This window comes from Kitasatospora sp. NPDC096147 (genome assembly GCF_044763225.1).
Taxonomy (GTDB): Bacteria; Actinomycetota; Actinomycetes; order Streptomycetales; family Streptomycetaceae; genus Kitasatospora.
Genome location: NZ_JBIWFX010000008.1, coordinates 1 through 24,611 on the forward strand (window position 1 = coordinate 1; position 24,611 = coordinate 24,611).

Annotated in this window: 20 protein-coding genes and 2 riboswitches; of the genes, 11 read left to right on the forward strand and 9 right to left on the reverse strand. The window is 74.3% G+C overall.

Going from position 1 to position 24,611, the window contains the following annotated elements:
* Positions 1-2,173: glycine-rich protein (locus tag ACIRBX_RS23905; protein ID WP_402299249.1), on the reverse strand; the 2,173-nt coding region annotated here is incomplete at its 3' end.
* Positions 2,174-2,371: 198 nt separating this feature from the next.
* On the opposite strand from ACIRBX_RS23905, the gene ACIRBX_RS23910 reads away from it, so the two are divergent.
* Positions 2,372-3,556, forward strand: a complete 1,185-nt coding sequence (locus ACIRBX_RS23910) for a hypothetical protein (protein WP_402299251.1) — start codon at positions 2,372-2,374, stop codon at positions 3,554-3,556.
* A gap of 53 nt (positions 3,557-3,609) precedes the next feature.
* Here the strand turns inward: ACIRBX_RS23910 and ACIRBX_RS23915 are convergent, their stop codons facing one another.
* Positions 3,610-4,620 carry an ADP-ribosylglycohydrolase family protein gene (locus tag ACIRBX_RS23915; RefSeq protein ID WP_402299253.1) on the reverse strand — a complete coding sequence of 337 codons (1,011 nt, stop codon included), beginning with the start codon at positions 4,618-4,620 and terminating at the stop codon, positions 3,610-3,612.
* A 140-nt stretch (positions 4,621-4,760) separates the two neighbouring features.
* Positions 4,761-5,519: a DeoR/GlpR family DNA-binding transcription regulator gene (locus tag ACIRBX_RS23920; RefSeq protein WP_402299255.1), complete on the reverse strand. Its 759-nt coding sequence runs from the start codon at positions 5,517-5,519 to the stop codon at positions 4,761-4,763.
* Between the two features lie 58 nt (positions 5,520-5,577).
* On the opposite strand from ACIRBX_RS23920, the gene ACIRBX_RS23925 reads away from it, so the two are divergent.
* From ACIRBX_RS23925 to ACIRBX_RS23950, 6 genes are all read left to right on the forward strand, one after another.
* On the forward strand, positions 5,578-6,294 hold the full coding sequence (locus ACIRBX_RS23925; protein ID WP_402299257.1) for an NUDIX domain-containing protein: 717 nt from the start codon (positions 5,578-5,580) through the stop codon (positions 6,292-6,294).
* Between the two features lie 396 nt (positions 6,295-6,690).
* On the forward strand, positions 6,691-7,137 hold the full coding sequence (locus tag ACIRBX_RS23930; protein WP_402299259.1) for a hypothetical protein: 447 nt from the start codon (positions 6,691-6,693) through the stop codon (positions 7,135-7,137).
* 348 nt (positions 7,138-7,485) lie between these two features.
* Positions 7,486-8,055 carry an alpha/beta fold hydrolase gene (locus ACIRBX_RS23935; RefSeq protein ID WP_402299261.1) on the forward strand — a complete coding sequence of 190 codons (570 nt, stop codon included), beginning with the start codon at positions 7,486-7,488 and terminating at the stop codon, positions 8,053-8,055.
* A 106-nt stretch (positions 8,056-8,161) separates the two neighbouring features.
* Entirely contained in the window at positions 8,162-8,626 is a 465-nt protein-coding gene (locus ACIRBX_RS23940) for a hypothetical protein (RefSeq protein ID WP_402299263.1), read from the forward strand.
* A gap of 221 nt (positions 8,627-8,847) precedes the next feature.
* Complete coding sequence (locus ACIRBX_RS23945; RefSeq protein WP_402299265.1) at positions 8,848-9,720, forward strand: aldo/keto reductase; 873 nt, start codon at positions 8,848-8,850, stop codon at positions 9,718-9,720.
* A 21-nt stretch (positions 9,721-9,741) separates the two neighbouring features.
* Positions 9,742-10,452 (forward strand): NADPH-dependent F420 reductase, encoded by a 711-nt coding sequence (locus ACIRBX_RS23950; protein WP_402299874.1) that lies wholly within the window; start codon positions 9,742-9,744, stop codon positions 10,450-10,452.
* A gap of 152 nt (positions 10,453-10,604) precedes the next feature.
* Here ACIRBX_RS23950 and cobF read toward each other — a convergent pair whose 3' ends face one another.
* Positions 10,605-11,363 carry a precorrin-6A synthase (deacetylating) gene (cobF, locus tag ACIRBX_RS23955; RefSeq protein WP_402299267.1) on the reverse strand — a complete coding sequence of 253 codons (759 nt, stop codon included), beginning with the start codon at positions 11,361-11,363 and terminating at the stop codon, positions 10,605-10,607.
* Positions 11,364-11,547: 184 nt separating this feature from the next.
* A riboswitch (cobalamin riboswitch) is annotated at positions 11,548-11,667 on the forward strand.
* A 104-nt stretch (positions 11,668-11,771) separates the two neighbouring features.
* On the opposite strand from cobF, the gene ACIRBX_RS23960 reads away from it, so the two are divergent.
* Positions 11,772-12,824 carry a peptidase gene (locus ACIRBX_RS23960; RefSeq protein ID WP_402299269.1) on the forward strand — a complete coding sequence of 351 codons (1,053 nt, stop codon included), beginning with the start codon at positions 11,772-11,774 and terminating at the stop codon, positions 12,822-12,824.
* Positions 12,825-12,851: 27 nt separating this feature from the next.
* A complete protein-coding gene (locus tag ACIRBX_RS23965) occupies positions 12,852-13,298 on the forward strand; it encodes a flagellar hook-length control protein FliK (protein ID WP_402299271.1) in 447 nt (148 codons plus the stop codon).
* Between the two features lie 108 nt (positions 13,299-13,406).
* Here ACIRBX_RS23965 and ACIRBX_RS23970 read toward each other — a convergent pair whose 3' ends face one another.
* The 3 genes from ACIRBX_RS23970 to aceA form a co-directional block, all read right to left on the reverse strand.
* The gene (locus tag ACIRBX_RS23970) at positions 13,407-14,273 is read right to left on the reverse strand and encodes a 3-hydroxybutyryl-CoA dehydrogenase (protein ID WP_402299273.1); all 867 of its coding nucleotides are present in this window, start codon (positions 14,271-14,273) and stop codon (positions 13,407-13,409) included.
* A 32-nt stretch (positions 14,274-14,305) separates the two neighbouring features.
* On the reverse strand, positions 14,306-15,916 hold the full coding sequence (gene aceB, locus ACIRBX_RS23975; RefSeq protein WP_402299275.1) for a malate synthase A: 1,611 nt from the start codon (positions 15,914-15,916) through the stop codon (positions 14,306-14,308).
* Positions 15,917-16,126: 210 nt separating this feature from the next.
* Positions 16,127-17,422: an isocitrate lyase gene (gene aceA / locus ACIRBX_RS23980; protein ID WP_402299277.1), complete on the reverse strand. Its 1,296-nt coding sequence runs from the start codon at positions 17,420-17,422 to the stop codon at positions 16,127-16,129.
* 344 nt (positions 17,423-17,766) lie between these two features.
* Here aceA and ACIRBX_RS23985 point away from each other — a divergent pair, with 344 nt between their 5' ends.
* Positions 17,767-19,167, forward strand: coding sequence for a short-chain fatty acyl-CoA regulator family protein (locus ACIRBX_RS23985; RefSeq protein ID WP_402299279.1), 1,401 nt, complete (start codon positions 17,767-17,769; stop codon positions 19,165-19,167).
* Between the two features lie 90 nt (positions 19,168-19,257).
* On the opposite strand, the gene ACIRBX_RS23990 is transcribed toward ACIRBX_RS23985, so the two are convergent.
* Both ACIRBX_RS23990 and ACIRBX_RS23995 read right to left on the reverse strand, forming a co-directional pair.
* A complete protein-coding gene (locus ACIRBX_RS23990) occupies positions 19,258-20,424 on the reverse strand; it encodes a serine hydrolase domain-containing protein (RefSeq protein ID WP_402299281.1) in 1,167 nt (388 codons plus the stop codon).
* A gap of 41 nt (positions 20,425-20,465) precedes the next feature.
* On the reverse strand, positions 20,466-21,617 hold the full coding sequence (locus ACIRBX_RS23995) for a serine hydrolase domain-containing protein (protein ID WP_402299283.1): 1,152 nt from the start codon (positions 21,615-21,617) through the stop codon (positions 20,466-20,468).
* A gap of 262 nt (positions 21,618-21,879) precedes the next feature.
* Positions 21,880-22,091, forward strand: a riboswitch (cobalamin riboswitch).
* Between the two features lie 154 nt (positions 22,092-22,245).
* Here ACIRBX_RS23995 and metE point away from each other — a divergent pair.
* Complete coding sequence (gene metE / locus ACIRBX_RS24000; protein WP_402299285.1) at positions 22,246-24,555, forward strand: 5-methyltetrahydropteroyltriglutamate--homocysteine S-methyltransferase; 2,310 nt, start codon at positions 22,246-22,248, stop codon at positions 24,553-24,555.
* The last annotated feature ends 56 nt before the right edge of the window (positions 24,556-24,611 follow it).

A 24,611-nucleotide genomic window follows, 5' to 3' on the forward strand; every position in this document is an offset into this window, starting at 1 on the left:
ACGCCGGATCCGGACCACCCGTCACCGTCACCACGTTCGTCGGCGTCACCGTCGCATCAGGACTGAGCGTGCCGCTCAACGTCCACGACGCCGACGCTCCCACCGCCAGCTCCACCGCCGGACAGACCGCCACACCCGACGAGACAGGACACGCGACCCCACCCGCATCGGCACTCATCACCGCGCCCGTCACCCCGGCCGGCACCTGATCCCGCACCACCACATCACGGGCCACCGACGGCCCGCCATTGGTCACCGTCACCCGCCACCGGATCTCCTGACCAGGCACCACCGGGTCCGTCAACAACACCTTCGACACCGTCAGACTGGCCCGCCCGGCAGGCGGGATCGGGTTGGAGGTGCTGGTGCAGTTCGGCGTACAGCCGGGATCGGCCGTGCCTCCCGGCGGGGTGACGGTGGCGCGGTTGTCGAGGGAGCCGGTGGCGTCGGCGGGGACGGTGCCGGTCAGCGTGTAGACGACCTGGCCGCCGGCCCGGAGGTTGACCGTGGTGGCGATGTCGCCCGTGCCGGTCGCCGGGCTGCCGCAGCTGCTGCCGCCGCTCGCGGCGCAGCTCCAGCTGAAGGCCCGGATCGCGGTGGGCAGGGTGTCGCGGACGCCGACGCCGGTCGCGTCCGAAGGGCCGGCGTTCTTCACCGTGATGGTGTAGGTCAGCGGCTGGCCCGGCACGTAGGGGTTCTTGTCCGCCGTCTTGGTGACGGACAGTCCGCTGGTCGGCTGGCCCGGGGTGTCCAGGGTGCTGGAGCAGGTGGGGCCGCAGTTCGGGTCGGTGCTGGCGGACGGGCGGGTGACCGTGGCGGTGTTGGAGAGGGTGCCCGTGGTGGTGGGCGGGACGGTGCCGGTGATGGTGTAGGTGACGCTGTCGTTGGCGCCGATGGTGGCCGTGGTGTCGAGGTTGCCGGTGCCGCTCGCTGCTCCGCAGCTGCTGTTGGCGGAGGCCGCCGCGCAGGTCCAGGTGAAGGCGGAGAGCGCGGAGGGCAGCGCGTCGCGGACCGCCGCACCGACGGCGGGGGCCGGGCCGGCGTTGCGGACCACGACGGTGTAGGTGAGCGCCTGCCCTGGGACGTACCTCGCCTTGTCCGCCGTCTTGGTGACGGAGAGTTGGACCCTGGTCTGCCACTCCAGTACGACCTCGCCGTTGCCGCCGTTGCCGTAGCCGCCACCGACACCGGTGCCGGACGAGTACTGGGCGTCGGCCCGGCCGCCGGAGAGTCCGCCGACACCGTTGGCGGAGCTGTTGGTGCCGTTGCCGGTCGAGGTACCGAAGACGCCCGCGCCGCCGGTGTAGCCGGAGCCGCCGCCTCCCATCCCGTTGATCTCCCCCGACCGCTGGCAGGCGCCGCCACCGCCGCCGTAGTTGCCGCCTCCACCACCGCCACCACCCTCGTTGGTGGAGGCGTTGCCGCCGGTCCCGCCCCGGTAGCGGGTGCCGGCGGTGCCGGTGCAGGCGGCCTGGGTGGCGGCGGCGCCGCCCGCGTTCTGGGTGCCGCCCCGGCCGGAGTAAGCGGGCTGGCCGTCCTGGCCACCCGTGGCACCGCCACCGGCACCGGCGGCCGGGGAGTTGGTGTCGGCACCGGGTGAGGCGCCGCCACCGCCGCCCGCGATCAGCAGCGGGTTGGTGCCGTAGGCGCCGGCCCAGACGGCGGACAGGCCGCCGCCGCTGCCGCCGGTGGCCTCGGTCCGTCCCTGACCGCCGGCTCCACCACCGCCGTAGGTGACGGCGGAGCTGTTCGTCACGCCGCCCTGGCCGGCCGTGACGGTGAGCTGCTGACCCGGCGTCACGGTGAGGTTCCCGGTGGTGTGTCCACCGCCACCACCGCCGAACTGGCCGGTGTAGTAGGACCTCAGCACGCCACCACCACCCGCACCCCAGAGCCGGGCGAAGAGGGTGGTGACGCCGGGCGGGACGGTGAAGGTCTGGTCGCCTCCGCTGTAGGTGAGGCGGACGCAGTTGGTGTTGGTGCCGGTCGGCGTGCAGGCCACCTGCGCGCGCGGGCGCTCGACCAGGGCTGCGGGCGCGGTCGCCGGGAGGACGGCGGCCGGGAGGACGGCGGCGGTGGCGAGACCGCCCTGCGGCAGCAGGCAGAGCAGCGCCAGCATCACCCGGACCACCACGGATGCGCGTCCGCCGAGCAACGACCTCACCGGACGCACGGGCGACTCCTCTCGCGACCACGTGCCCACACACGTGCGCGACCAGGATGAACCACCTGAAAAGCTGACAAACGATCAACAGGCCAGCGCCAGGCCGTTCATGACAGGAATCCCCGCTTTCGGCCCAACGCCGTAGGCGCGCGCCGATCCGCCCACCCCCGAACGGCCGCACCGCACGGTGGCTGCCATGCTGACCCGATGACCGAAGCCGAACGGAACGCACTCACCCGGATGCGCGGGTCCGCCGACGCGTGGCCGGAGACCGCCTACGAGCGGGCCACCGACCCCGAGGGGTACGCGTACGACCGCAACGCGGTCCGGCGGGCGCAGGTGCTGTGGGCGCTGCAGTACGACCGGCGGCCCGAGGATCTGGAGCTGGTCCGCTGGCTCGCCGGGCAGGAGGCGGTGTGCCGCCGGGAGGCTCCGTTCCAGGGTTTGGGCGAGGAGGCCACGCTGGCCGGGCTGCTGCTCGCCGAGTTCCGCCGGGTCGAGGACGTCTGGCTGCACTGGGAGATCAAGCGGGCCAACTTCGACACCTGGTGCGGCTACGACCTCCAGGCGCTCTGCGCGGCCGGGGTCGCCGCCACCCTCGATCACGTACGGGCCGGCGGGCATCCGAAGCGTGACGACCTGTTGGCGCGGCTGCTCCGCGAGGACGGCGAGCCGTGGTTGTCGGAGGAGGAGGTGGCGCGTTGGTTCGAGCACGCGCGCTCGTCCTTTCCGGCCGATCCGGCCGAGGAGGACACCTTCACCCTGGTCGAGCGCGCCAGGCTGACCGGAGACACCGCCCGGGCCCGCGCGCTGCTGGACACCTGGGCGGCCGGGCAGGGGGATCCGGGGGAACCGTATGATGCCGCAACGCTCGGCGAACTCCGCTACTGGTTGGCGGAGTTGGGCGACTTCGCGGGCGCCGCCCGGGCGGAGCGGGAGGCGCTGGCCCTCGCCCCGAGCGCCGGCGACCGGACCTCGGGGCTGCTCCGCCTGGCCCGGCTGGAGCGGCAGGCGGGCGACCACCCGGCGAGTTGGGTGGCGCTGACCGACTACCGCCTCGGGCAGACGGCGGCGGCCCTCTCGACGGAGCACCTGCCGGACCGGGAGTACGTGGAGGAGCTGTTCCGGCTGGCGGAGGTCGCGGAGCCGGGGATCGCCGGAGCCGCGTTCGCCGAGGCCGACCGTCAGGTCGCCGCCCTGCCGAGCGTGTACCTGGCCCTGCTCCGATCGGCGGTCGCGGCGGCCACGAACATCGGTGACCGGGATCGGGCGGCGCACTACGCGGCGCTGGCGAAGCTGGAGGAGCAGCGCGTGCGCGTCCATGACGACTCCCCGGACGAGGAGCAGGACGTGGACGGCGATGAAGGGGAAGGGGCAGGGGAGAGGGACTGAGGCGTGAAGGGCCGGTCGGCGGTGCTGCCGACCGAGCCCGTCCCGATCGGCCGTCAGACCCAGTGGGCGTGCTCCAGGAGCGCGTCCGCCGACCCGGCGACCAGCTCACGGCCCTCCACCACCGCCAGCCAGTCGGCGGGCAGTGCCGCCGCGCCGTACAGCGCTCCGACCAGATTGCCGCAGACCGCCCCGGTGGAGTCGCTGTCGCCGGAGTGGTTGACGGCGAGCAGCAGGGCCGAGCGCGGGTCGTCGGTGGCCAGCGCGCAGTAGACCGCGATGGCGAGGCACTCCTCGGCGATCCAGCCCAGTCCGACCCGCTCCACCGCCTCCGCCGACGGCGGGCCCTCCGCCGCGATCCGCACCGCGCGGTCCAGGGCCTCGACGGTCTCGGTGGCGTTCGGGTGGCGCTCCAGCAGTTCGACGGTGACCGCGAGCGCCTCGGGGAGCGACCGGTCGGCCAGCACCAGGTCGATCAGGGCGGCGAAGGCACCCGCCGCCAGCTGGCCGGTGGGGTGACCGTGGGTCAGCTGGGCCGCCTGGGCCGCCCGTTCGAAGGACTGCTCCGGCCCGAGGCCGAGCAGGCCGAACGGGGCCGAGCGCATCACGGTGCCGCAGCCCTTGGAATGGCCGTTGACCGGCCCGGTCAGGCCGCTCGGGACCGGTGGGACGAGGTCGGGGTGCTCCTCCAGGCCGCTCAGGCAGGCGTTGCCGGGAGCCCGGCGGGCGTAGAGGAAGGCGTGTGCGAGCAGCGGCGAGGCGGGGGCCGGCCCCGGCCCCTGCCGATGCTGGGTCAGCAGCCAGTGCCGGTACGAGCGGTGGAGGTCGGCGAGGGTGCCGCCGGCCAGCAGGCCCTCGACGGTGAACAGGGTCATCTGGGTGTCGTCGGTGATGTCCCCGGCCCGGTCGCCCGGGCGGTCGGCGGCCCGCAGGCCGGTCACTCCCAGGGGGCCGTAGTCGTCGCGGATGCGCTCCAGGCGGCGGAACTCCACCGGCCAGCCCAGGGCGTCACCGAGCGCGCCGCCGAGCAGGGACCCGCGGACGCGGTCGGAAGGGGAAATGGTCATCCGCCGACCGTACGTGGCGCTCCGGCCGGAACGGAAGTGCCCTGGTGACGGATGGTCAGCGAGTCCCGGCCGGCGATCGGCGCCGGGACGGTGCCGCGGCCGGCGGGGGCCGGGACGGGGGGCTGGTGGTCGGGCGGCAGTCAGGCGGCGGTCAGGACCTCGACTCCGAGCGCCCCGATCCCGGTGATCACGGGATCGGCCGGGTCCGCGTCGGTGATCAGCCCGGTGATCTTCCCCCAGGGCAGCACCCGGTACGGCGAGGCGGTACCGAGCTTCTCGGCCGAGGCCAGGACGTAGGTGTCCGCGGCCCGCGCGGCGAGGGCGCGTTTCATCGCGGCCTCGTCGGCGTCCCCGGTGGTCAGCCCGGCCTCGGGGTGGACTCCCGTCACGCCGAGCAGACAGAGCTCGGCGGAGACGTTCTGGGCCGCCTCGACGGCGGCGGCGCCGCAGGTGACGGCGGAGTGCTTGAAGACCCGGCCGCCCAGCAGGTAGAGCTCCGCTCCCTGATGGTCGATCAGGGCGGCGGCCACGGTCGGGCTGTGGGTGATCACGGTGCAGGCGAGGTCCGGCGGGAGGGCCCGGGCGACTGCGAGGGCGGTGGTGCCGCCGTCGAGGATCACCGAGCCGCCCGGCCGGATCAGGGCGGCGGCCACCCCGGCCACCTTCCGCTTGCCGTCCGGAGCCACCGTCTGCCGGGCGCCGTAGCCGGCCACGGCCGGTGAGACGGGCAGTGCACCTCCGTAGACCCGCTGGCACAGGCCCTCGGCAGCGAGGTCCCGGAGGTCGCGGCGGACACTGTCCTCGGAGATGCCCAGGTCGGCGGCGACGTCCTTGGCCACCACCTTCCCGGTCCGGGCCAGCAGGGCCAGCAGGTGGGCTCGTCGTTGGGCGGCCAGCATTCCCGTTCCTTCCTGTTCTTTCGTGCTTCTGCACGTTTCGATGAGTAGGGTAGCCGCCATGGACCAGCAGGCACACTCCGCTCCCTCTCCGACCGCCGTCCCCGGCGTCGACGCCCCTGACCACCGGGGCCGCACCGGCCTCCATCTGGCCGGCCGCGAGCTCGACCGCAATCCGGACGTCCGGATCCGGGAGGTCGAGCTGACCTCCCGGGGCTGGCACGTACTGCGCCGCACCACCTTCGACTACCGGCGCCGGGACGGGCGGTGGGAGCGCCAGCAGCGCGAGACCTACGACCGGGGCGACGGCGCGGTGGTCCTGCCCTACGACGCCGAGCGCGGACTGGTGCTGCTCACCCGCCAGTTCCGCTACCCCGCCTACGTGAACGACCACCCGGACGGCATGCTGATCGAGGCGGCGGCCGGACTGCTGGACGCCGACGACCCGGAGACAGCGATCCGCCGCGAGAGCATCGAGGAGCTCGGCGTGGAGCTCGGCCGACTCACCCACCTCTTCGACTCCTACATGAGCCCGGGCTCCGTCACCGAGTGCCTGCACTTCTTCGCCGCCCCCTACACACCGGCCGACCGGACCGGCCGCGGCGGCGGCCTGGCCGAGGACGGCGAGGACATCGAGGTGCTCGAACTCCCCTTCGCCGAGGCCCTCGCCATGACCCTGGACGGCCGGATCTCCGACGCCAAGACGGTGATGCTCCTCCAGTGGGCCGCCCTGCACGGGCCGTTCGCCCCGAAGCCGGCAGAGCCCCGGGTGGCCTGACCTCCGCCCAGGCGAGCAGCGGGATCGGCCCGTCGGGCGGCGCGCGCGGGCTCCCGGCCCGCCCAACGGTCTTCGGCGAGGCCACCGGCCACCCCGCCCCGGCCCGCCCGGCCCGCCCGGGCCGACCGGGCCCTCCACCCGCACGACAGCTCCCGATCCGCCCTGCGGAGCGGGGGAGCTCACCTTCCGCCGAACACCCTTGCCGAAAGAACATGTTGACGGAGCGTCAGATCGATGCTCCAGGGGCGCCATCGACTGACCACCGACACGTCATTCCGGTCAATCGGCGGCCGATAACCGGCAGATCGCCTTCCGTTCCCCCCGACGCGGAGGAGGCCTGCCATGATGCGACACAGGACATGTGACATTGCATCAGACCTTCCCCAAGGAGCCCACATGAAGCGCACCGTGGCCACTGTCGCCGCCGCAACCGCCGCCCTGGCCGCCCTCGCCACCGTCCAGGCGGCGGCCGTCGCACCCGCCGGGCCGGCCGGCCCCGTCGGCCCCCGGGTGACCTGCGGCACCCCGGGTGCCCCCGGCTACCTGCTGACCCGCGCCTGCGTCGAGGTGACGGGCAACCAGGTCCGGTTCTACGGCGTGGCCACCGCCACCGACCCGTCCTGGCAGGCCCAGTCGGTCGGCTTCACCGTCTCCGGTGCCGTGGTGGGCAGCGCCCCGCTCGCTCCGGTCAACCCCACCGTCTACATCCAGAGCGGCGGGAACGCGGTCGGCAGCGTCTACGGCACCGCCCCCTGCGGCGCCACCGTCACCTCCACCTTCTCGGTGAACCAGCCGGGTTGGCCCGCCTCGACCGCGACCGTCTCGGCCGTCGTGGCCTGCTGACCACCCGGCGGAGCGGACCGGACACCCACCCCGACCCCGGCCCAGCCCGGACGGCAGACGCGCCGTCCGGGCTGGGCCCGTCGGGGCCCGCGACGAACGACCGAGGAGCACGCCGGCCGGTGGCCGACCAGGCCGGGGCGAACCGGATGCACCGGCCGGGTGTACGGGCCGACCCGTGCGATCGGCAGGCCGTTCGGCGGCCCGGCCCACCAGGACCCCTCCGGTCGTCCGGCAGCAGCGGTACGCCCACCCCACCGACACCCTCCGATCCGGCCCAGGACACCGCATGACCGCACGCCCTGCCGGCACCCCGTCCTGCTCGTCCACGGCGGTCTCCGGGAGGACGCCATGGACGCCACCCGGTTCTGGGCCGTACCGGGGATCACGGCCGGCCTCGAACGGGCCGGGCATCCGGTGCTCGCGCCCGACCGGCCGCGCCGGCCGACGAGTTGGCAGGCCGAGGCCGCGCAGTTGGCCCGGCAGCTGCCGAAACGGCCGGTCGCGCTGGTGGCCGGGTCCAACGGATGCTCGGTGGCCGTCCGGCTGGCGCTGGCCTTCCCCGGGCGGGTGTCCCGGCTGCTGCTGGCCTGGCCCGCGACCGCCGGCGATCCGGTGGTGGACGCCCACACCCGAGCCGGGCTGACCGCCCTGGGCGCCGCCGGGCCGACCGTCCGCGCGCTGCTGGGCGGTGAGACCCTGCGCGGCGTCACCGACCGCGAGTTGGCCACCCTGGGGATGCCGGTCGCCGTGCTCCCCGCCGTTGCGGAGAACTCCCGACATCGACGGCGGACGGTCGACGCGCTGCTGGGCCTGCTGCCCAGCGCGGCGGAGCTGCCCGGCTGCCCCAAACCACCTCATCCGGCCTTCACCGGCCACCTGAACGGCTTCCTCGCCTCAGTCGCCCGGGCACTGCGCTGAGCTGAGCTGAGCGGAGCTGAGCGGCCAAGATCCTGCGGCTTGTCGCAGGGAGCTGACAGGCTGTCAACTCCACTGCCGGTCAAGGCCTCGGACGAAGGACGTGCCCGTGAACACCGACATGCACCACCGCCCCACCGCGCGCGCCGCGATAGCACTGACGATCGCCGCCCTGCTCTCCGCAGGCGCGGTCGGCTGCTCCGGTGGCGACGACGACTCCTTCAAGAGCTGGGTGGACAAGGGCGGGAAGGAGCACACCCTGGCGATGGGCACCGACATCCGCTCGCTGGTGCAGCTCAGCGGACAGGGCGGCGGCAGCGAAGCCGTCGCCCGCTGCCGGCAGATCCTCGACCACGTCGCCTCGGCGCGGGCGTACCGCAAGCTGCCGGACGAGACGGGCCAGCGCTCCTGGGCGAAGGTGCTCGACGAGACGGAGCGCACGGCCACCAACTGCGCGCAGAACAAGGAGACCGGCCTGACCGGCGGCCCCAAGCTCTCCGAAGCGGCCGAGGCGCAGAGCGCGTACAGCGCGCTCTCCATCAGCCTCGCGCAGCTCTCCAAGACCGCGTCCTGACGAAGCCTCACCGCCCGGCCGACCCCGGCGACGGGCGAGCGGCCGGGCCGGCGGACGAGCGCACGGAGAGCTGACCCGACAGGTGACCCGACGGAGCCGCGCAATCTTCCGGCAACACGGGAACATTCCCCCGGACCGCTCGGTTCGGCATCCACGTGGCGCGCAGCACGGCGCCCGTCCGACCGCCGACGCACCGTGAGACCGATCGAGAGGAGTGCTCCATGAGCACCTCGTCCACCTCCCGCCCCGCCGACTCCTCCGGCAGCTTCTCCCTCGGCGGCGACCTGCCCGTCAACCGGCTCGGCTTCGGTGCGATGCGCATCACCGGGCCGGGTGTCTGGGGCGCCCCGGAGGACCCGGCGGAGGCGGTGCGGGTGCTGCGCCGGGCCGTCGAGCAGGGTGTGACCTTCATCGACACCGCCGACTCCTACGGGCCGTTCGTCAGCGAGCAGCTGATCAAGGAGGCCCTGCACCCGTACGCCGACGACCTGGTGATTGGCACAAAGGGCGGCCTGACCCGCACCGGGCCGAACGAGTGGCACCCGGTCGGCCGGCCCGAGTACCTGCGCCAGCAGGTCGAGCTGAGCCTGCGCCACCTCGGCCTGGAGCGGATCGACCTCTACCAGCTGCACCGGATCGACCCGCAGGTGCCGGTGGCCGAGCAGCTCGGCGAGCTGGCGCAGCTCCAGCAGGCGGGCAAGATCCGCCACATCGGCCTCTCCGAGGTCACCGTGGAGGAGCTGACCGAGGCCCGCAAGCACGCCGAGATCGTCTCGGTGCAGAACCGCTACAACCTGGTGGACCGCGCCTCCGAGGAGGTGCTCGACCACGTCACCGCCGAGGGCATCGCCTTCATCCCGTGGTTCCCGATCGCCACCGGCGAACTCGCCCGCCCGGGCGGCAAGTTGGACGCCATCGCGACGCGTCTCGGCGCCACCCCGGCCCAGCTCGCGCTGGCCTGGCTGCTGCGCCGCTCCCCGGTGGTGCTGCCGATCCCCGGCACCTCGAAGGTGTCGCACCTGGAGGAGAACCTGGGCGGCGCCCTGGTGACCCTGGACGACGCGGACTTCGCCGAGCTCAGCTCGCTGGCCTGACCCCTCCCCCCTCCCCCGGCCATCTCCTTCCTCTCCGACCGTTCACCGAAGAAGCACGGAGCACATCCCATGAAGATCGGCATCATCGGCGCGGGCCACATCGGTGGCAACCTGACCCGCCGGCTCACCAGCCTCGGCCATGAGGTGAAGGTGGCCAACTCCCGTGGCCCGGAGACCCTTTCCGAGCTGGCGGCGGAGACCGGCGCCACCGCAGTGCTCGCCACCGAGGCGGCGGCCGGGGCGGAGCTGGTCGTGGTGACCATCCCGCTGAAGAACATCCCCGGCCTGCCCGACGACCTGTTCGCCGGTGCGGCGGACGGCTTCGTCGTGATCGACACCAACAACTACTACCCGCAGCCGCGCGACGGCCGGATCGCCGGCATCGAGGACGAGGGCCTGACCGAGAGCCGCTGGGTCGAGCGGCAGCTCGGCCACCCGGTGGTCAAGGCGTTCAACGGCACCTACGCCCAGGACATCCTGGACCGTCCGCTGCCGGCCGGGGACCCGGAGCGGATCGCCCTGCCGGTGGCCGGTGACGACCCGGCGGCCAAGCAGCTGGTGCGTGACCTGATCGATGCCCTCGGGTTCGACACCGTGGACTCCGGCGGCATCGACGACTCCTGGCGCCAGCAGCCGGACACCCCGGTCTACGGTCTGCGGGCCGGTGTCGAGGCCGTCACCAAGGCGCTCGCCGAGGCGTCTCCGGAGCGTCCGGCCAACTTCCGGGGCTGACGGACCGGTGGCGGTGGCCGGTCACCCGGTGGCTCGCACCACCGGGTGACCGGCCACCGCCGTACCCGCCCGGACCCCGCCGCCCGGACCCCGCCGCCCGGACCCGCCGCGGACTCACTGCCCGGACCCCGGCGCCCCGTCCTGAGCCGCCGTCACTTCCCGGTGCGGCGCAGCAGGTAGGTGTCCATGATCCAGCCCTTGCGCTCGCGCGCCCGTTCACGCGCCTCCCGAATCCGGGGCACCGCCTCGGCGAGCGGTCCGGCGTCGAGGATCTCGTCGGGGGTGCCTAGGTAGGCGCCGTAGAGGATCTCCAGCCCCTCGGGGTCGATCTCGGCGAACGCGGCGCGGCCGTCCAGCATCACCACCACGTCGTCCACCTGCTCCGGCATCCCGGCGGCCAGCCGACGCCCGGTGGTGATCTGCAGCGGACGGCCGACCCGGGTCAGCGTGGTGCGGTGCCGGGCGGCGAGCGCGGAGACGCTGCTGATCCCGGGGATCACCTCGTACCCGAAGGACTGCCGGCCGCGGCCCAGCACGTCCTCCACCACCGCGATCACGCTGTCGTACAGGCTCGGATCGCCCCAGACCAGGAAGGCCCCGGTGCCGTTCTCGCCGAGGTGCTCGGCGATCAGTCCCTCGACCAGGTCGGCCCGGCGGGTGCGCCAGTCGTCCACCGCCTCCCGGTAGGCGGGGGTGGTCCGGTCGCGTTCCGCGTCCGGCACCGCCACCACCCGGTGGCCCGGGGCGGCGTGCTCGGTGAGGATGCGGCGGCGCAGGTCGATCATCTCCTTCCGTTCCTCGGGCTTGTCGAGGAGGAAGAAGACCTCGGTGCGGGCGATGGCCTTCGCGGCCTGGAGGGTGAGGTGGTCGGGGTCGCCGGCACCGATGCCGATGATCAGGATCTGTCGCATGCCCCGATTCTCCCCCGGCCGGGCACCCGGGCAGGCCACCCCGGGGACGGTGCCGGTGCGGTGCCGGGACGGGCCGGGACCGGAGCAGGTCGGGCCGGGCCGGGCCGGGCCGGGTCGGGTCGGGCTGCCGGTGTGACGCACTCGGCCCTTGACCCCGGGATTTCGGCGCCGGGATGATGGGCCGTCAACTCTCGACTCCGCCGCTGGGGGAAGCCGGTCCGAAACCGGCGCTGACCCGCAACGGTAGGTCGCCGACCCCGGTCGGCGGCGAGCCCGGATACCCGGCTGCGGAGGTGTACCGCCAACTCCTCCCGTCGTGGTCTGCGGGCCGGAGCCCCGTGGGCTGCCCCGAGGTCTCTCTCGGGCAGGCCCTCCGGGCCCCTGCGTCCAGGCCCGGAAAGGCAGTTCATGCCCGCGCTCCGCCGCTCCCTGGGCCTGTTCGCGACCGCCGCGCTCGCCCTCGCCGCCACCCTGCCGACCGTCACCGCCGCACAGGCCACCTCCGGCTCCGGCGCCACCATCCGCCCTGATGCCGCTGCCGCCGGCTGGCTGGCCCGCCAGTTGGTGAACGGCGACCACTTCGAGTCGGTCTTCGACGGCACGGCCTACCCGGACCAGGGTCTGACCGTGGACGCCGTGCTCGCCTTCGCCGCCGCCCACAGCTCCGACCAGGCCGCCGCCCGGGCCACCGCCTGGCTGGCCCAGCCCGCCAACACCACCGGCTACGTCGGCGACGGCACCACCGAGGCGTACGCGGGGGCCACGGCCAAGCTGCTGCTGGCCGCCCAGGTGCGGGGGGCGAACCCGGCCTCGTTCGGCGGGGTGGACCTGCCGGGGCAGCTGCGCGGCCTCCAGACGCCGTCCGGCCGGTTCTCCGACCGCTCCCAGTGGGGCGACTACAGCAACAACTTCGGCCAGGCCCTGGCCGTCATAGCACTCAAGCGCACTCCGGCCGGCGCGCCGACCGCCGCCGTGGACTTCCTGGCCTCCACCCAGTGCGCGGACGGCGGCTTCCCGGTCGCCCTCGGGCAGCCGGCCTGCACCAGCGACCCGGACGCCACCGCCCTCGCCGTCCAGGCACTGGCCGCCACCGGCCGTACGGCCAAGGCCAGTTCGGGTCTCGGCTGGCTGACCGCGCACCAGAACGCGGACGGTGGCTTCGCCGCCGCCGGGGCCACCGCCTCCAACGCCAACAGCACCGGGCTGGCCACCGCCGCACTGCTCTCGAACGGCCGCTACGGGGCCGGTCTCAAGGGCTGGAGCAGCCTGGTCAAGCTCCAGCAGGGCTGCTCGGCCACCGCCGTCAACCGGGGTGCGGTCGCCTACGACGCCACCGGCTTCAACGCCGCCACCGCGAACCGGGCCACCGCGCAGGCCGTGCTCGGCCTCGCCGGCAGCTCGCTGGCCACCCTCTCCGCACACGGCGCCCGCCCGGACGCGCCCACCCTCGCCTGCCGCTGAGCCCTCCTCCGAAAGGACCGTCACACCATGCTGACCAGAAGGACGTTCGGTGCCACCGCCCTGGCCGCCGGCCTGCTCGCCGCCTCGGCGGTGGTGACCGCCACCCCCGCCCAGGCCGCTGCCTGCTCCGGCACCTCCGGGGTCACGGTGGTGGTCGACTTCACCGCCGTGGGCGGCGGCATCCAGACCGGCTGTGCCCCGGGTGACCCGGCCAGCGGCCTGGCCGCGCTGACCGGCGCGGGCTTCTCCTACGCGTTCCACCCGCGCTTCCCGGGCTTCGTCTGCAAGATCAACAGCCTGCCGACCACCTGCACCAACCCGACCGGCTCGGCCTACTGGTCCTACTGGCACGCCCAGCACGGCACCCCGTGGGTCTACAGCAACCTGGGCGGCGCCTCCTACGACCCCGCCCCCGGCGACGTCGAGGGCTGGTCCTTCGGCGCGGGCACCCAGCCGGGCATCACTGCCCCCTGACGCCCCGTCCGGCATCGGCGGCCACCCGAGCGCACCGGTGCCCCGGCCCTCCGCGACGGAGGCCGGGGCACCGGCGGGTCCGGGCCCGGTGGGGCGGGCCGGGCCGGGTCAGGCCGCCGGGTGCGGGTGGAAGCCGCGTCCGCTCTTGCGGCCCAGCAGGCCCGCCTCCACCATCCGGGCCAGCAGCGGCGGCGGCGCGTAGAGCGGCTCCTTGTACTCGTCGTACAGCGACTGCGCGATCGCCTGGACGGTGTCCAGCCCGATCAGGTCGGCGAGTTGGAGCGGGCCCATCGGGTGGGCGCAGCCGTGCACCATGCCCGCGTCGATGTCCTCGGCGGAGGCGTGACCGCCCTCGGCCATCCGGATCGCGGCGAGCAGGTACGGCACCAGCAGCGCGTTGACCACGAAGCCGGCCCGGTCCCGGGAGCGGATCACGTGCTTGCCGAGGGTGCCGGCGGCGAAGGCGGCGATCCGCTCGGTGACCTCGAGGTCGGTGTGCAGCGAGCTGACCACCTCGACCAGCGGCATGACCGGCGCCGGGTTGAAGAAGTGCAGGCCCAGCACGTGGGTGGGCCGTCCGGTGGCGATGCCGAGGCGGGTGACCGGGATGGCGGAGGTGTTGGTGGCCAGCACCGCCCGCTCGTCGGCCAGGATCTTGTCCAGGCTGCCGAGCACCCCGGTCTTCACCGACTCGTCCTCGACCACCGCCTCGACCACCAGCTGACGGTCCGCCAGCGCCTCCAGGTCGTCGGCGAAGAGCAGGTGGGCCCAGGCGTCGGTGCGCTGCCGCTCGTCGAGCCGGCCGCGCTCGGCGGCCCGGTGCAGGGAGCGGTCGATCCGGGCCCGGGCGGCCCGGAGGGCGGCCGGGTCGCGTTCGCAGACCACGGTGTCCAGCCCGGCCCGGGCGAAGACCTCGGCGATGCCGGCGCCCATCTGCCCGGCGCCGACCACGGCCACGCGGCGGATCTCGTTCACGGTGCTGCCTCTCTGACGGTGTTCGGGCCCGGTCAGGCCGGGGTGACGGTGCGCACCAGGTGGCGGGCGTAGGCGGCGGTGGTGAGGAAGGGCGGCAGGTCGTCGCCGAGCGCGGTCTCCTCCAGCACCCGGACGGCCTCGTCCAGCAACTCCGGGTCCGCTCCCTCGGTGAGCATCAGGGCCCGCTCCCGGTCGATCTGGCGCCGGACGGCGCCCGCCGTGGCCAGGGTGCCGCCGGCCAGCCGCGCGCAGTGGTGCTGCCACTGCCAGAGCTGGCAGCGGGCGATCTCGGCGGTGGCCACGTCCTCCATCAGGCCGAAGACGGCGACCGCGCCGCTGCCGCCGAGCCAGGCGGTGAGGTAGCGCAGGGCGACCGCCACGTTGGCGCGCAGGCCCTGCTCGGTGGGCAGACCCACCGTCAGGCGGTGCACGCCGAGTAGGTCGGCGGCGGTGACCTCGACGTCCTCCCGGCTGCGGTCGAGCTGGTGCGGGTGCTCGCCCAGCACCGCGTCGAAGGCCGTCCGGCAGGTCTCCACCAGGGCCGGGTGGGCGACCCAGGAGCCGTCGAAGCCGTCACCGGCCTCGCGCTCCTTGTCGAGTCGGACCTTGGTGAGCGCCACCTCGTTGGCCGCCGGGTCGCGCTGCGGGATCGCGGCGGCCATCCCGCCGATGGCGTGCGCGCCGCGCCGGTGGCAGGTGCGGACCAGCAGGTCGGTGTAGGCGCGCAGGAAGGGCTGGGTCATGGTCAGCGAGGAGCGGTCCGGGAGCACGTAGCGCGGGCCGTGCTGGGCGAAGTTCTTGATCAGACTGAACAGGTAGTCCCACCGGCCCGCGTTCAACCCGGCCGCGTGGTCCCGGAGTTCGTAGAGGATCTCGTCCATCTCGAAGGCGGCGGTGATGGTCTCGATCAGCACGGTCGCCCGGATGGTGCCGTGCGGGATGCCCAGCTCGGCCTGGGCGTACGAGAAGATCTCGTTCCAGAGCCGGGCCTCCAGGTGATTCTCCAGCTTGGGGAGGTAGAAGTACGGGCCGTGGCCGCGGTCGATCTGGCGCCGCCCGTTGTGGAAGAGGTAGAGGCCGAAGTCGACCAGGGCCGCGACCGCCGGGCGGCCGTCGATCAGCAGGTGGGCCTCGTCCAGGTGCCAGCCCCGGGGCCGGACCACGATGGTGGCGGGTGCGTCGCCGATCCGGTAGCGCTTCCCCTCCGGGGTGTGGTCGTCGATCCGGCGCTCGATCGCGTCGACCAGGTTGAGCTGACCGTTGATCAGGTTGTGCCAGGTGGGGGCGGTGGCGTCCTCGAAGTCGGCGAGCCAGACCCGGGCACCAGAGTTGAGCGCGTTGACGGTCATCCGGCGCTCGGGCGGGCCGGTGATCTCCACCCGGCGGTCGGCCAGGCCGGGGCCGGCGCCGGCCACCCGCCAGCTGCGGTCCGCCCGGACGTGCGCCGTCTCCGGACGGAAGTCCAGGGTGCCGCCGGCCGCCAACTCGGCCCGGCGGCGGTCGCGTTCGGCCAGCAGTTCGGCCCGGCGCGGGGCGAAGACCTCGTGCAGCCGGGCCACGAAGCGCAGGGCCCCGGGGGTCAGGATCTCCTCGAAGCGGTCCTCGGGGGCGCCGAGGACCTCGATGCGGCTGGGCTGGGACATGGCGGGCTCCGGGTCTGGGAGTGGCGGGGCAGGAGGTGGGGGCCGGGGGGTGTGGGCAGGGGGGTTTGGGCAGGGGGTGTGGGCAGGGTGGGCCCGGGGCCTCGTCCCTCAACGAGGCCCCGGGCGGGGAGATCGGCGGCTACGGAGCGCCCTCGCAGGGGCAGCCGCCGGGGGTGGCTCGGATGGCTCAGGGACGGCTCGGCGGCCGGCTCAGTGGAACTGCTCCTCCTCGGTGGAGCCGGTGAGGGCGAGCGTCTCGGCGTTCGGGTTGACGGCGGTGGAGACCAGGTCGAAGTAGCCGGTGCCGACCTCGCGCTGGTGCTTCACGGCGGTGTAGCCGTCCGGGACGGCCGCGAACTCGGCCTCCTGGAGGTCCACGTAGGCGGTCATGCCGCGCTCGGCGTAGCCCCGGGCCAGCTGGTACATCGAGTGGTTGAGCGCGTGGAAGCCGGCCAGCGTGATGAACTGGAAGCGGTACCCCATCGCCCCCAGCTCCCGCTGGAACTTGGCGATCTGGTCGTCGTCCAGGGCCGCCTTCCAGTTGAACGAGGGCGAGCAGTTGTAGGCCAGCATCTTGTCCGGGTACTCGGCCTTGAGCGCCTCGGCGAACTCCCGGGCCTGGGCCAGGTCCGGGGTGCCGGTCTCCACCCAGATCAGGTCGGCGTACGGGGCGAAGGCCAGGCCGCGCGAGATCACCGGGCCCATCCCGGGCTCGACCCGGTAGAAGCCCTCGGCGGTGCGCTCGCCGGTGCAGAAGCGGGCGTCCCGCTCGTCCACGTCACTGGTCAGCAGATTGGCGGCCAGCGCGTCGGTGCGGGCGACGATCACGGTGGGCACGTCGGCGATGTCGGCCGCCAGCCGGGCCGCGTTCAGGGTGCGGACGTGCTGCGCGGTCGGCACCAGCACCTTGCCGCCCAGGTGGCCGCACTTCTTCTCGGAGGCCAGCTGGTCCTCGTAGTGGATGCCGGCCGCACCGGCCTCGATCATGCCCTTGGTGAGCTCGAAGGCGTTCAGCGGCCCGCCGAAGCCGGCCTCCGCGTCGGCCACGATCGGCACCAGCCAGTCCGGCCCGTCGGTGCCCTCGGCGGCGTCGATCTGGTCGGCGCGCAGCAGCGCGTTGTTGATCCGGCGGACCACCTGGGGCACCGAGTTGGCGGGGTAGAGCGACTGGTCCGGGTAGGTCTGGCCGGCCTGGTTGGCGTCGGCCGCGACCTGCCAGCCGGAGAGGTAGATCGCCTGTAGTCCGGCCTTCACCATCTGCACCGCCTGACCGCCCGTCAGGGCGCCCAGCGCGTGGATGTAGTCCTGCTCGTGCAGCTGCTTCCAGAGCCGCTCGGCGCCGCGCCGGGCCAGCGTGTGCTCCTCCCGGACGGAGCCGGACAGGCGCACCACGTCGGCGGCGGAGTAGGTGCGCTCGACCCCGGCCCAGCGGGGGTCGGACGCCCACCGGGCGGCCAGCTCCGCCGCCTGCTGCTCCTGCCGCTGCTGCCGAAGGGACTGCGTCATGACTCGCTCCAGGGGATTCGTTGCGAAGGATGTGAGGTGGCTCACCCGGTGGGCTCCGGATGCGGCCGGGGCGCCGGGGCGCCGGCACCGGCCGCCGGGACGTTAGTGTCCCCGCTGCTCGGCCGCAGGGCCCGAACTGCCTTGTGGTGCCGGGCTTTCGTGCTGCGCCGCTCGGCCGCTGCACCGACTCTGGCAGCCGCCCGGCCGGACGTCACCCGTGGACCGCTGCCAATCTCTGCGAAGTCCTCCTCGCGAATCAGCGAAGACTGCGAAGCCCGGTGCCGGGTCGCCGGGGCTAGGATTCCGCCCACCGGACCGGCGGCTGAGCGAGGGAGACCACGGACATGGGCAAGACCTTCGCCGGGGCGCGGCTGCGCCGGCTCCGGGAGGAGCGCGGGCACAGCCAGGCCGCGCTGGCCCGGCTGCTCGACCTCTCCCCCAGCTACCTCAACCAACTGGAGCACGACGCACGGCCGTTGACCGTCCCCGTGCTGCTGCGGCTGACCGAGGTGCTCGGCGTGGAGGCGGGGTACTTCGCCCCGGCCGACACCGCCCGCCTGAGCACCGAACTGCGCGGCGCGCTGGGCGAGGAGCTGACGGCCGGTCGGGTCGGTGCGGGGGATCTGGACGAGCTGGCGGCCCGGCTGCCCGCCGTGGCGAAGCTGCTGACCGAGCTCAGCCGCAGCCACCGGGCCGTCACCGAGCAGCTCGCCGTCCTGGCGGGGGACCGCGGCCCGGCCGTGGTCGGCACCCTCACCCCGCACGAGCAGGTCCGCGAGTACTTCTACCGGCGGCGCAACTACGTCGACGAGCTCGACCTGGCGGCCGAGGAACTGGCTGCGGAGATCGGGCTGCGGCGGGGCGCGGTCGGCCCCGCGCTGGCCGAGCGGCTGGGCTCCCGGCACGGGGTGGTGCTGGCCCGGGGCGGGGAGGCGCTGCACGTCTACGACCCGCAGGCCCGGGTGCTGCGGCTGGCCGACCGGCTGCGGCCCGGACAGCAGGCGTTCCGGATGGCCACCCAGCTCGGCTACCTCGAACACGACGCGCTACTCTCGGAGTTGGCGTCCCAGGACAACCCGGAGGGCAGCCCGGCCTGGTCGCTGACCCGGATCGGCCTGGCCAACTACTTCGCCGCCGCACTGGTGCTCCCCTACCGGGTCTTCCACGCCGAGGCGGAGCGCGCCCGGTACGACATCGAGCACCTGGCCGACCACTTCGGCGTCGGCTACGAGACGGTCTGCCACCGGCTCAGCACCCTCCAGCGGCCACGGCTGCGCGGCGTCCCGTTCTCCTTCGTCCGGGTCGACCGGGCCGGGAACGTCTCCAAGCGGCAGTCCGCCACCGGCTTCCACTTCTCCCGCACCGGGGGCACCTGCCCGCTGTGGAACGTCTACGACGCGTTCGCCGCCCCCGGCCGGGTGCACGTCCAGATCGCCGCCATGCCGGACGGGCAGCGCCACCTCTGGACGGCCCGGGCCGTCACCCGCTCCCCCGGTGGCTGGGGCCGCCCCGGCAAGACCTTCGCCATCGGCCTGGGCTGTGAACTCCGGCACGCCGCACGGCTGGTGTACTCCACCGGGCTCGACCTCACCGACCCCGGCGCCGCCACCCCGATCGGCCTCGGCTGCAAGGTCTGCGACCGCCCGGCCTGCCCCCAGCGCGCCGCCCCGCCGCTCGGCCGCCCGCTGGCCGTGGACGAGCACCGCAGCAGCTTCGTCCCGTACGCGGCCGGCCCGGACGCCTAGGGTAGGCGTCCGGGCCGGTCCCGGGGGTGGGTGCGGGGGTGCTTGCGGGGGTGGTCGCAGAGTGGTCGGGTGGATGTCGGGTCGAGCGGGTCAGCGGCAGAGGGCCGCGTCCACCGCGTCGGTCAGCCGGGTCCCGGTGGCGGCGTCCGGGACGGTGGTGACGGTGATGGTGGCGGCCCGGCCGTCCTCGGTGGCGCCGCCCCGGGTGCGGTGGCCGGGCGAGGTGCCGCCGTGGCCCCAGACCAGGCCGCCGCAGCTGAGCGGCCGGCTCTGGATGCCCAGGCCGTAGCGGACACCGGGTCCGAACAGCTCGGCCGGCACCGTGGTCCGCATCTCGGCCAACTGGGCGGCGGGCAGCAGACGGCCCGTCAGCAGGGCGCCGTAGAAGGTGTTCAGGTCGGTGTTGGTGGAGACCACCGCACCGGCCGCCCAGGCCATCGAGGCGTCCATCGCGGTGTAGTCCACCAGCGGCGCGCCCGGGGCGGTGCGCAGGTAGCCGTGCGGGTGCGCCTCCCGGATCGCCGTCTCGCCGACGGCCGGCACGTAGGTGTGGCGCAGGCCGATCCGGTCGACGACCCGCCGGGTGACCTCCTCGCCGTAGGGGCGTCCGGTGACCTGCTGGATCAGCAGGCCGGCCACCAGGTAGTTGGTGTTGCTGTACTCCCAGGCCGTCCCGGCGGCGAACCGGGCCGGCTGGGCCAGCGCCCCGTCGAGCAGCTCGCGCGGCTCGAAGTACCGGTACTGGATGGTGGTGAAGTCGGCCAGCGCGGGGGCGTCCATGTAGTCGGGCAGGCCGCTGGTGTGCTGGAGCAGCTGACGGACCGTGATCCGCCGGCCGTCGAAGCCGTCCCCGCGCAGCAGGCCCGGCAGGTGGGTCTCGACGGCCGCGTCCAGGCCGATCCTGCCCTCGGCGACCAGTTGCAGGACCACCACGGCGGTGAACGCCTTGGTGTTGCTGCCGGCCCGGATCTGCCCGTCCACGGGCACCCGGGCGCCGGTGGCGAGGTCACCGACGCCGGCCACGTAGGTGCGGCTGCGGCCGTCGCGGCCCTTCACGGTGGCCAGGGCGGCGGGCATCCCGTCGTCCCTCACCAGGGCGTCGAGGCGCTGCTGCACGACGTCCGGGCGGGCGGCGGAGGCCGGCGGGGCGGCCGGGGCGAGGGCGGTCAGGGCGATCCCGGCGGTGGCGGCCGCCACCGTGGCGTGCCGCAGGCGGCGGAGGTGGCGGGCCGCGCCCTGCGGGGCGGGGTGGTGCATCAGGTCTCCAAGGGTGGTGGGGCGGGGGCGGCGGTCGGGGGTCAGCGGCAGAGCGCCGCGTCGACCGCCTCCTCGATGTGCTTGGCGGTGGCGGCGTCCGGGATGGTGGTGACGGCGATGTTCACGGCGCGGCCGTCCTCGGTGACGCCGCCGGCGGTGTCGTAGCCCGGGATGGTCCCCCCGTGGCCCCAGGCGACGCCGCCGCAGGAGAGCGGGCGGCTGACCAGGCCCAGGCCGTAGCGGACGCCGGGGCCGACCTGGTCGGCGGCGACGGTGGTGCGCATCTCGGCCAGCTGGGCGGCGGGCAGCAGACGCCCCGTCAGGAGGGCGGTGTAGAACCGGGTGACGTCGGTGTTGGTCGAGATCATCGCACCGGCGGCCCAACCCCAGGACGGGTCCAGTTCGGTGTACTCGCGCAGCGATCCGTCCGCCCCGCGCTGGTAGCCCTTCGGGTGGGCCTCCCGGATCGTGGTGTCGCCGGGCTTGGGGAAGTAGGTGTGGCGCAGGCCGATCCGGTCGACGATCCGCTTGCCGATCTCCTCACCGAGCGGGCGCCCGGTGACCTTCTGGATGATCAGGCCGGCCAGCAGGAAGTTGGTGTTGTTGTACTCCCAGCCGGCACCGGGGGCGAAGTGCGCCTTCTGCGCCAGCGCGGTGTCCAGGAGTTCACGCGGCTCGTAGTAGCGCTTCGGGTCGTTCAGGGCGGCGGCCTGGTTCACGTACTCCGGCAGGCCGCTGGTGTGCTGGAGCAGCTGACGGACGGTGATCTTCCGGCCGTCGATGCCGTCCCCGCGCACCAGGCCGGGCAGGTAGGTCTCGACCGGGCGGTCCAGGCCGACCTTGCCCTCGGCGACCAGCTGGAGCACCACGACGGCGGTGAACGCCTTGGAGTTGCTGCCGATCCGCAGCTGGCCGTCCACCGGCACCCGGGACTTGGTGACCGCGTCGCCGACCCCGGCGGTGTAGGTGCGGGTGCGGCCGTCGCGGCCCTTGACGGTGGCCAGCGCGGCGGGCACGCCGTCCTTCGCGACCAGGGCGTCGAGGCGCTGCTGCACGACGTCCGGGCGCGGGGCGGCGGAGGCGGCGGGGGTCAGGACACCGGCCGCGACGGTGGCGGCCACGGCCGCCGCCACCCCGAGGCGGGCGCCGCCCCGGCGGGGCTGGGCGGGGTGCTGCGGTGCGTGCTGGTTCACGGGGGCTCCTCGGTGGTCCGGTGCGCCGGGGCCGTCCCCGGCGCTCTCCCAGAAGATCAGCCGAGGGGCCGTCAACTCGTCGGCGCCGAGGACGAGAACGCCGCCGGGAGCCTGCTCCGGCCGGGGCGCCGGAGGGGGACCGTGGTCCCGGGCCGCCCGGAGGAGCCGTCGGCCCGGCCCCGGGCCGGCGTCTCACCCGGGCATCCGACATGCGGACGTCCATGACGCGCCCCGCCCGAGGGCCTAGGCTGTGCCCCGCAGCTGGTTCGCCCTGTCCGCCAGGCAGGAGCGTCGTAAGAGGGAACCCGGTGACGCCGTCCATCAGGCCATTCCGGGACTGCCCCGCAGCGGTGAGTGGGAACGACCGCCGTCACACGCACTGGGTCCGTACCGGACCCGGGAAGCGACGGCCAGTAGGTGCCCGGCCCTCGATCGATCGAGACCGGGCGGGCCCGCGAGTCCGAAGACCTGCCACTGCCCGCGTGCACCCCGCACGCGGTGATCTCGGTGACCTCGTGGGCGGGTCGGCGGAACGGGCGGGCACATCCTGGTGCCGCGCCCCGGCTGTCGTACCTCCTCGCCCGCGCGCTCTCCCGGGATCGCAGCGCGACTCGCGAAGGAGAGTTCCGTGACCACGAGTTCCACCGGCCCGCAGGCCACCGTGTACGGCTACCCCCGGCAGGGCCAGGGCCGGGAGCTGAAGAAGGCGATCGAGGGGTACTGGAAGGGCACCGTCAGTGCCGCTGCCCTGCACGCCACCGCCGCCGAACTGCGGTGCACCAACTGGCGCCAGCTCGCCGGGGCCGGCCTCACCGAAGTGCCCACCGGAGACTTCTCGTTCTACGACCACGTGCTGGACACCACGGTCGCCGTCGGTGCGATCCCGGCCCGCCACCGCGCGGCCGTGGAGGCCGACGCGCTGGACGGCTACTTCGCCATGGCACGCGGCACCCAGGACGTCGCGCCGCTGGAGATGACCAAGTGGTTCGACACCAACTACCACTACCTGGTGCCGGAGTTGGGCCCGGACACGGTCTTCACCGCCAACCCCGAGAAGGCGGTCGGCGAGCTGCGCGAGGCGCTCGCCCTCGGCCACAAGGCCCGCCCGGTGCTGCTCGGCCCGCTGACCTACCTGCTGCTGGCCAAGCCCGCCCCGGGCGTGGCCGCCGACTTCCAGCCGATCACCCTGCTGGACCGCCTGCTGCCGGTGTACGCCGAGCTGCTGGCCGCCCTGAAGGCGGCCGGCGCCGAGTGGGTCCAGCTGGACGAGCCCGCCCTGGTGCAGGACCGCACCCCGGCCGAACTCAACGCCGCCACCCGGGTGTTCCGCGATCTCGGCGCCCTCGCCGACCGCCCGAGGATCCTGGCCGCCACCTACTTCGACCGGGCGGGCGAGGCACTCAAGGTGCTCGCCAAGGCACCGATCGAGGGCGTCGCGCTGGACTTCACCGGCCCGGCCGCCGCCAACCTGGACGACCTCGCCGCCGCCGGCGGCCTGCCCGGCAAGCGCCTGGTGGCCGGGGTGGTGGACGGCCGCAACATCTGGATCAACGACCTGGAGAAGTCCCTCACCACCCTGGCCACCCTGCTCGGCCTGGCCGACCGGGTGGACATCGCCGCCTCCTGCTCGCTGCTGCACGTGCCGATCGACGCCGCCGCCGAGCGCGACCTCGACCCGCAGATCGCCCGCTGGCTGGCCTTCGCCCGCCAGAAGGCCGCCGAGGTCGCCCTGCTGGCCCGCGGCCTGCGCGAGGGCACCGACACCATCGCCCCCCAACTCGCCGCCAACCGGGCCGATCTGGCCTCCCGCGCCACCTCCCCGATCACCCACGACCCCGCCGTCCGGGCCCGGGTCGCGGCCACCACCGAGGCCGACGCCCACCGTGCCCAGGCCTACCCGGAGCGGGCCGTCGCCCAGCGCGCCCGGCTGGAGCTGCCGCTGCTGCCCACCACCACCATCGGCTCCTTCCCGCAGACCACCGAGCTCCGCGTCGCCCGGGCCGACCTGCGGGCCGGCCGGATCGACGCCGCGGCCTACCAGGAGCGGATGGAGGACGAGGTCCGCGAGGTCATCGAGTACCAGGAGAAGGCCGGGCTGGACGTGCTGGTGCACGGCGAGCCCGAGCGCAACGACATGGTGCAGTACTTCGCCGAGCAGCTCACCGGCTACCTGGCCACCCAGCAGGGGTGGGTGCAGTCCTACGGCACGCGCTACGTCCGGCCGCCGGTGCTGGCCGGCGACATCTCCCGCCCCACGCCGATGACCGTCGAGTGGCAGCGCTACGCCCAGTCGCTGACGGAGCGTCCGGTCAAGGGCATGCTCACCGGCCCGGTCACCATGCTCGCCTGGTCCTTCGTCCGCGACGACCAGCCGCTCGGCGACACCGCCCGCCAGGTCGCCCTCGCCCTGCGCGACGAGGTCACCGACCTGGAGGCCGCCGGGGCCGCCGTGATCCAGGTGGACGAGCCCGCGCTGCGCGAGACCCTGCCGCTGCGGGAGGCCGAGCGCCCCGCCTACCTGGCCTGGGCCACCGAGGCGTTCCGCCTCACCACCGCCGGGGTCCGGGCGGACACCCAGATCCACACCCACATGTGCTACGCCGAGTTCGGCGCGATCCTGCCCGCGATCGACGACCTCGACGCGGACGTCATCTCGCTGGAGGCGGCCCGCTCGCACATGGAGGTCGCCCACGAGCTGACCGACGCCGGCTACCCCCGCGAGGTCGGCCCCGGTGTGTACGACATCCACTCCCCCCGGGTGCCCAGCACCGAGGAGGCCGCCGCGCTGCTGCGCGCCGGGCTCGCCGCCATCCCGGCCGAGCGCCTGTGGGTCAACCCCGACTGCGGCCTGAAGACCCGCGCCTGGCCCGAGACCCGGGCCTCGCTGGAGAGCCTGGTCGAGGCCGCCAAGGTGGTCCGCGCCGAGCTGGCCGGCTGACCCGCACCGCCGGGGTGGACGCGTCGCCACTGCGCCTCCACCCCGGCGGTGTGCCG

Bases quoted from the DNA above. Each gene is read 5' to 3' on its own strand.
- ACIRBX_RS23930 (WP_402299259.1), top strand. From the start codon at position 6,691: ATGAAGCGCACCGTGGCCACTGTCGCCGCCGCAACCGCCGCCCTGGCC.
- ACIRBX_RS23925 (WP_402299257.1), top strand. From the start codon at position 5,578: ATGGACCAGCAGGCACACTCCGCTCCCTCTCCGACCGCCGTCCCCGGC.
- ACIRBX_RS23960 (WP_402299269.1), top strand. From the start codon at position 11,772: ATGCCCGCGCTCCGCCGCTCCCTGGGCCTGTTCGCGACCGCCGCGCTC.
- ACIRBX_RS23985 (WP_402299279.1), top strand. From the start codon at position 17,767: ATGGGCAAGACCTTCGCCGGGGCGCGGCTGCGCCGGCTCCGGGAGGAG.
- aceA (WP_402299277.1), bottom strand. From the start codon at position 17,422: ATGACGCAGTCCCTTCGGCAGCAGCGGCAGGAGCAGCAGGCGGCGGAG.
- ACIRBX_RS23965 (WP_402299271.1), top strand. From the start codon at position 12,852: ATGCTGACCAGAAGGACGTTCGGTGCCACCGCCCTGGCCGCCGGCCTG.
- ACIRBX_RS23920 (WP_402299255.1), bottom strand. From the start codon at position 5,519: ATGCTGGCCGCCCAACGACGAGCCCACCTGCTGGCCCTGCTGGCCCGG.
- aceB (WP_402299275.1), bottom strand. From the start codon at position 15,916: ATGTCCCAGCCCAGCCGCATCGAGGTCCTCGGCGCCCCCGAGGACCGC.
- ACIRBX_RS23935 (WP_402299261.1), top strand. From the start codon at position 7,486: ATGGACGCCACCCGGTTCTGGGCCGTACCGGGGATCACGGCCGGCCTC.
- ACIRBX_RS23915 (WP_402299253.1), bottom strand. From the start codon at position 4,620: ATGACCATTTCCCCTTCCGACCGCGTCCGCGGGTCCCTGCTCGGCGGC.
- cobF (WP_402299267.1), bottom strand. From the start codon at position 11,363: ATGCGACAGATCCTGATCATCGGCATCGGTGCCGGCGACCCCGACCAC.
- ACIRBX_RS23990 (WP_402299281.1), bottom strand. From the start codon at position 20,424: ATGCACCACCCCGCCCCGCAGGGCGCGGCCCGCCACCTCCGCCGCCTG.
- ACIRBX_RS23945 (WP_402299265.1), top strand. From the start codon at position 8,848: ATGAGCACCTCGTCCACCTCCCGCCCCGCCGACTCCTCCGGCAGCTTC.
- ACIRBX_RS23910 (WP_402299251.1), top strand. From the start codon at position 2,372: ATGACCGAAGCCGAACGGAACGCACTCACCCGGATGCGCGGGTCCGCC.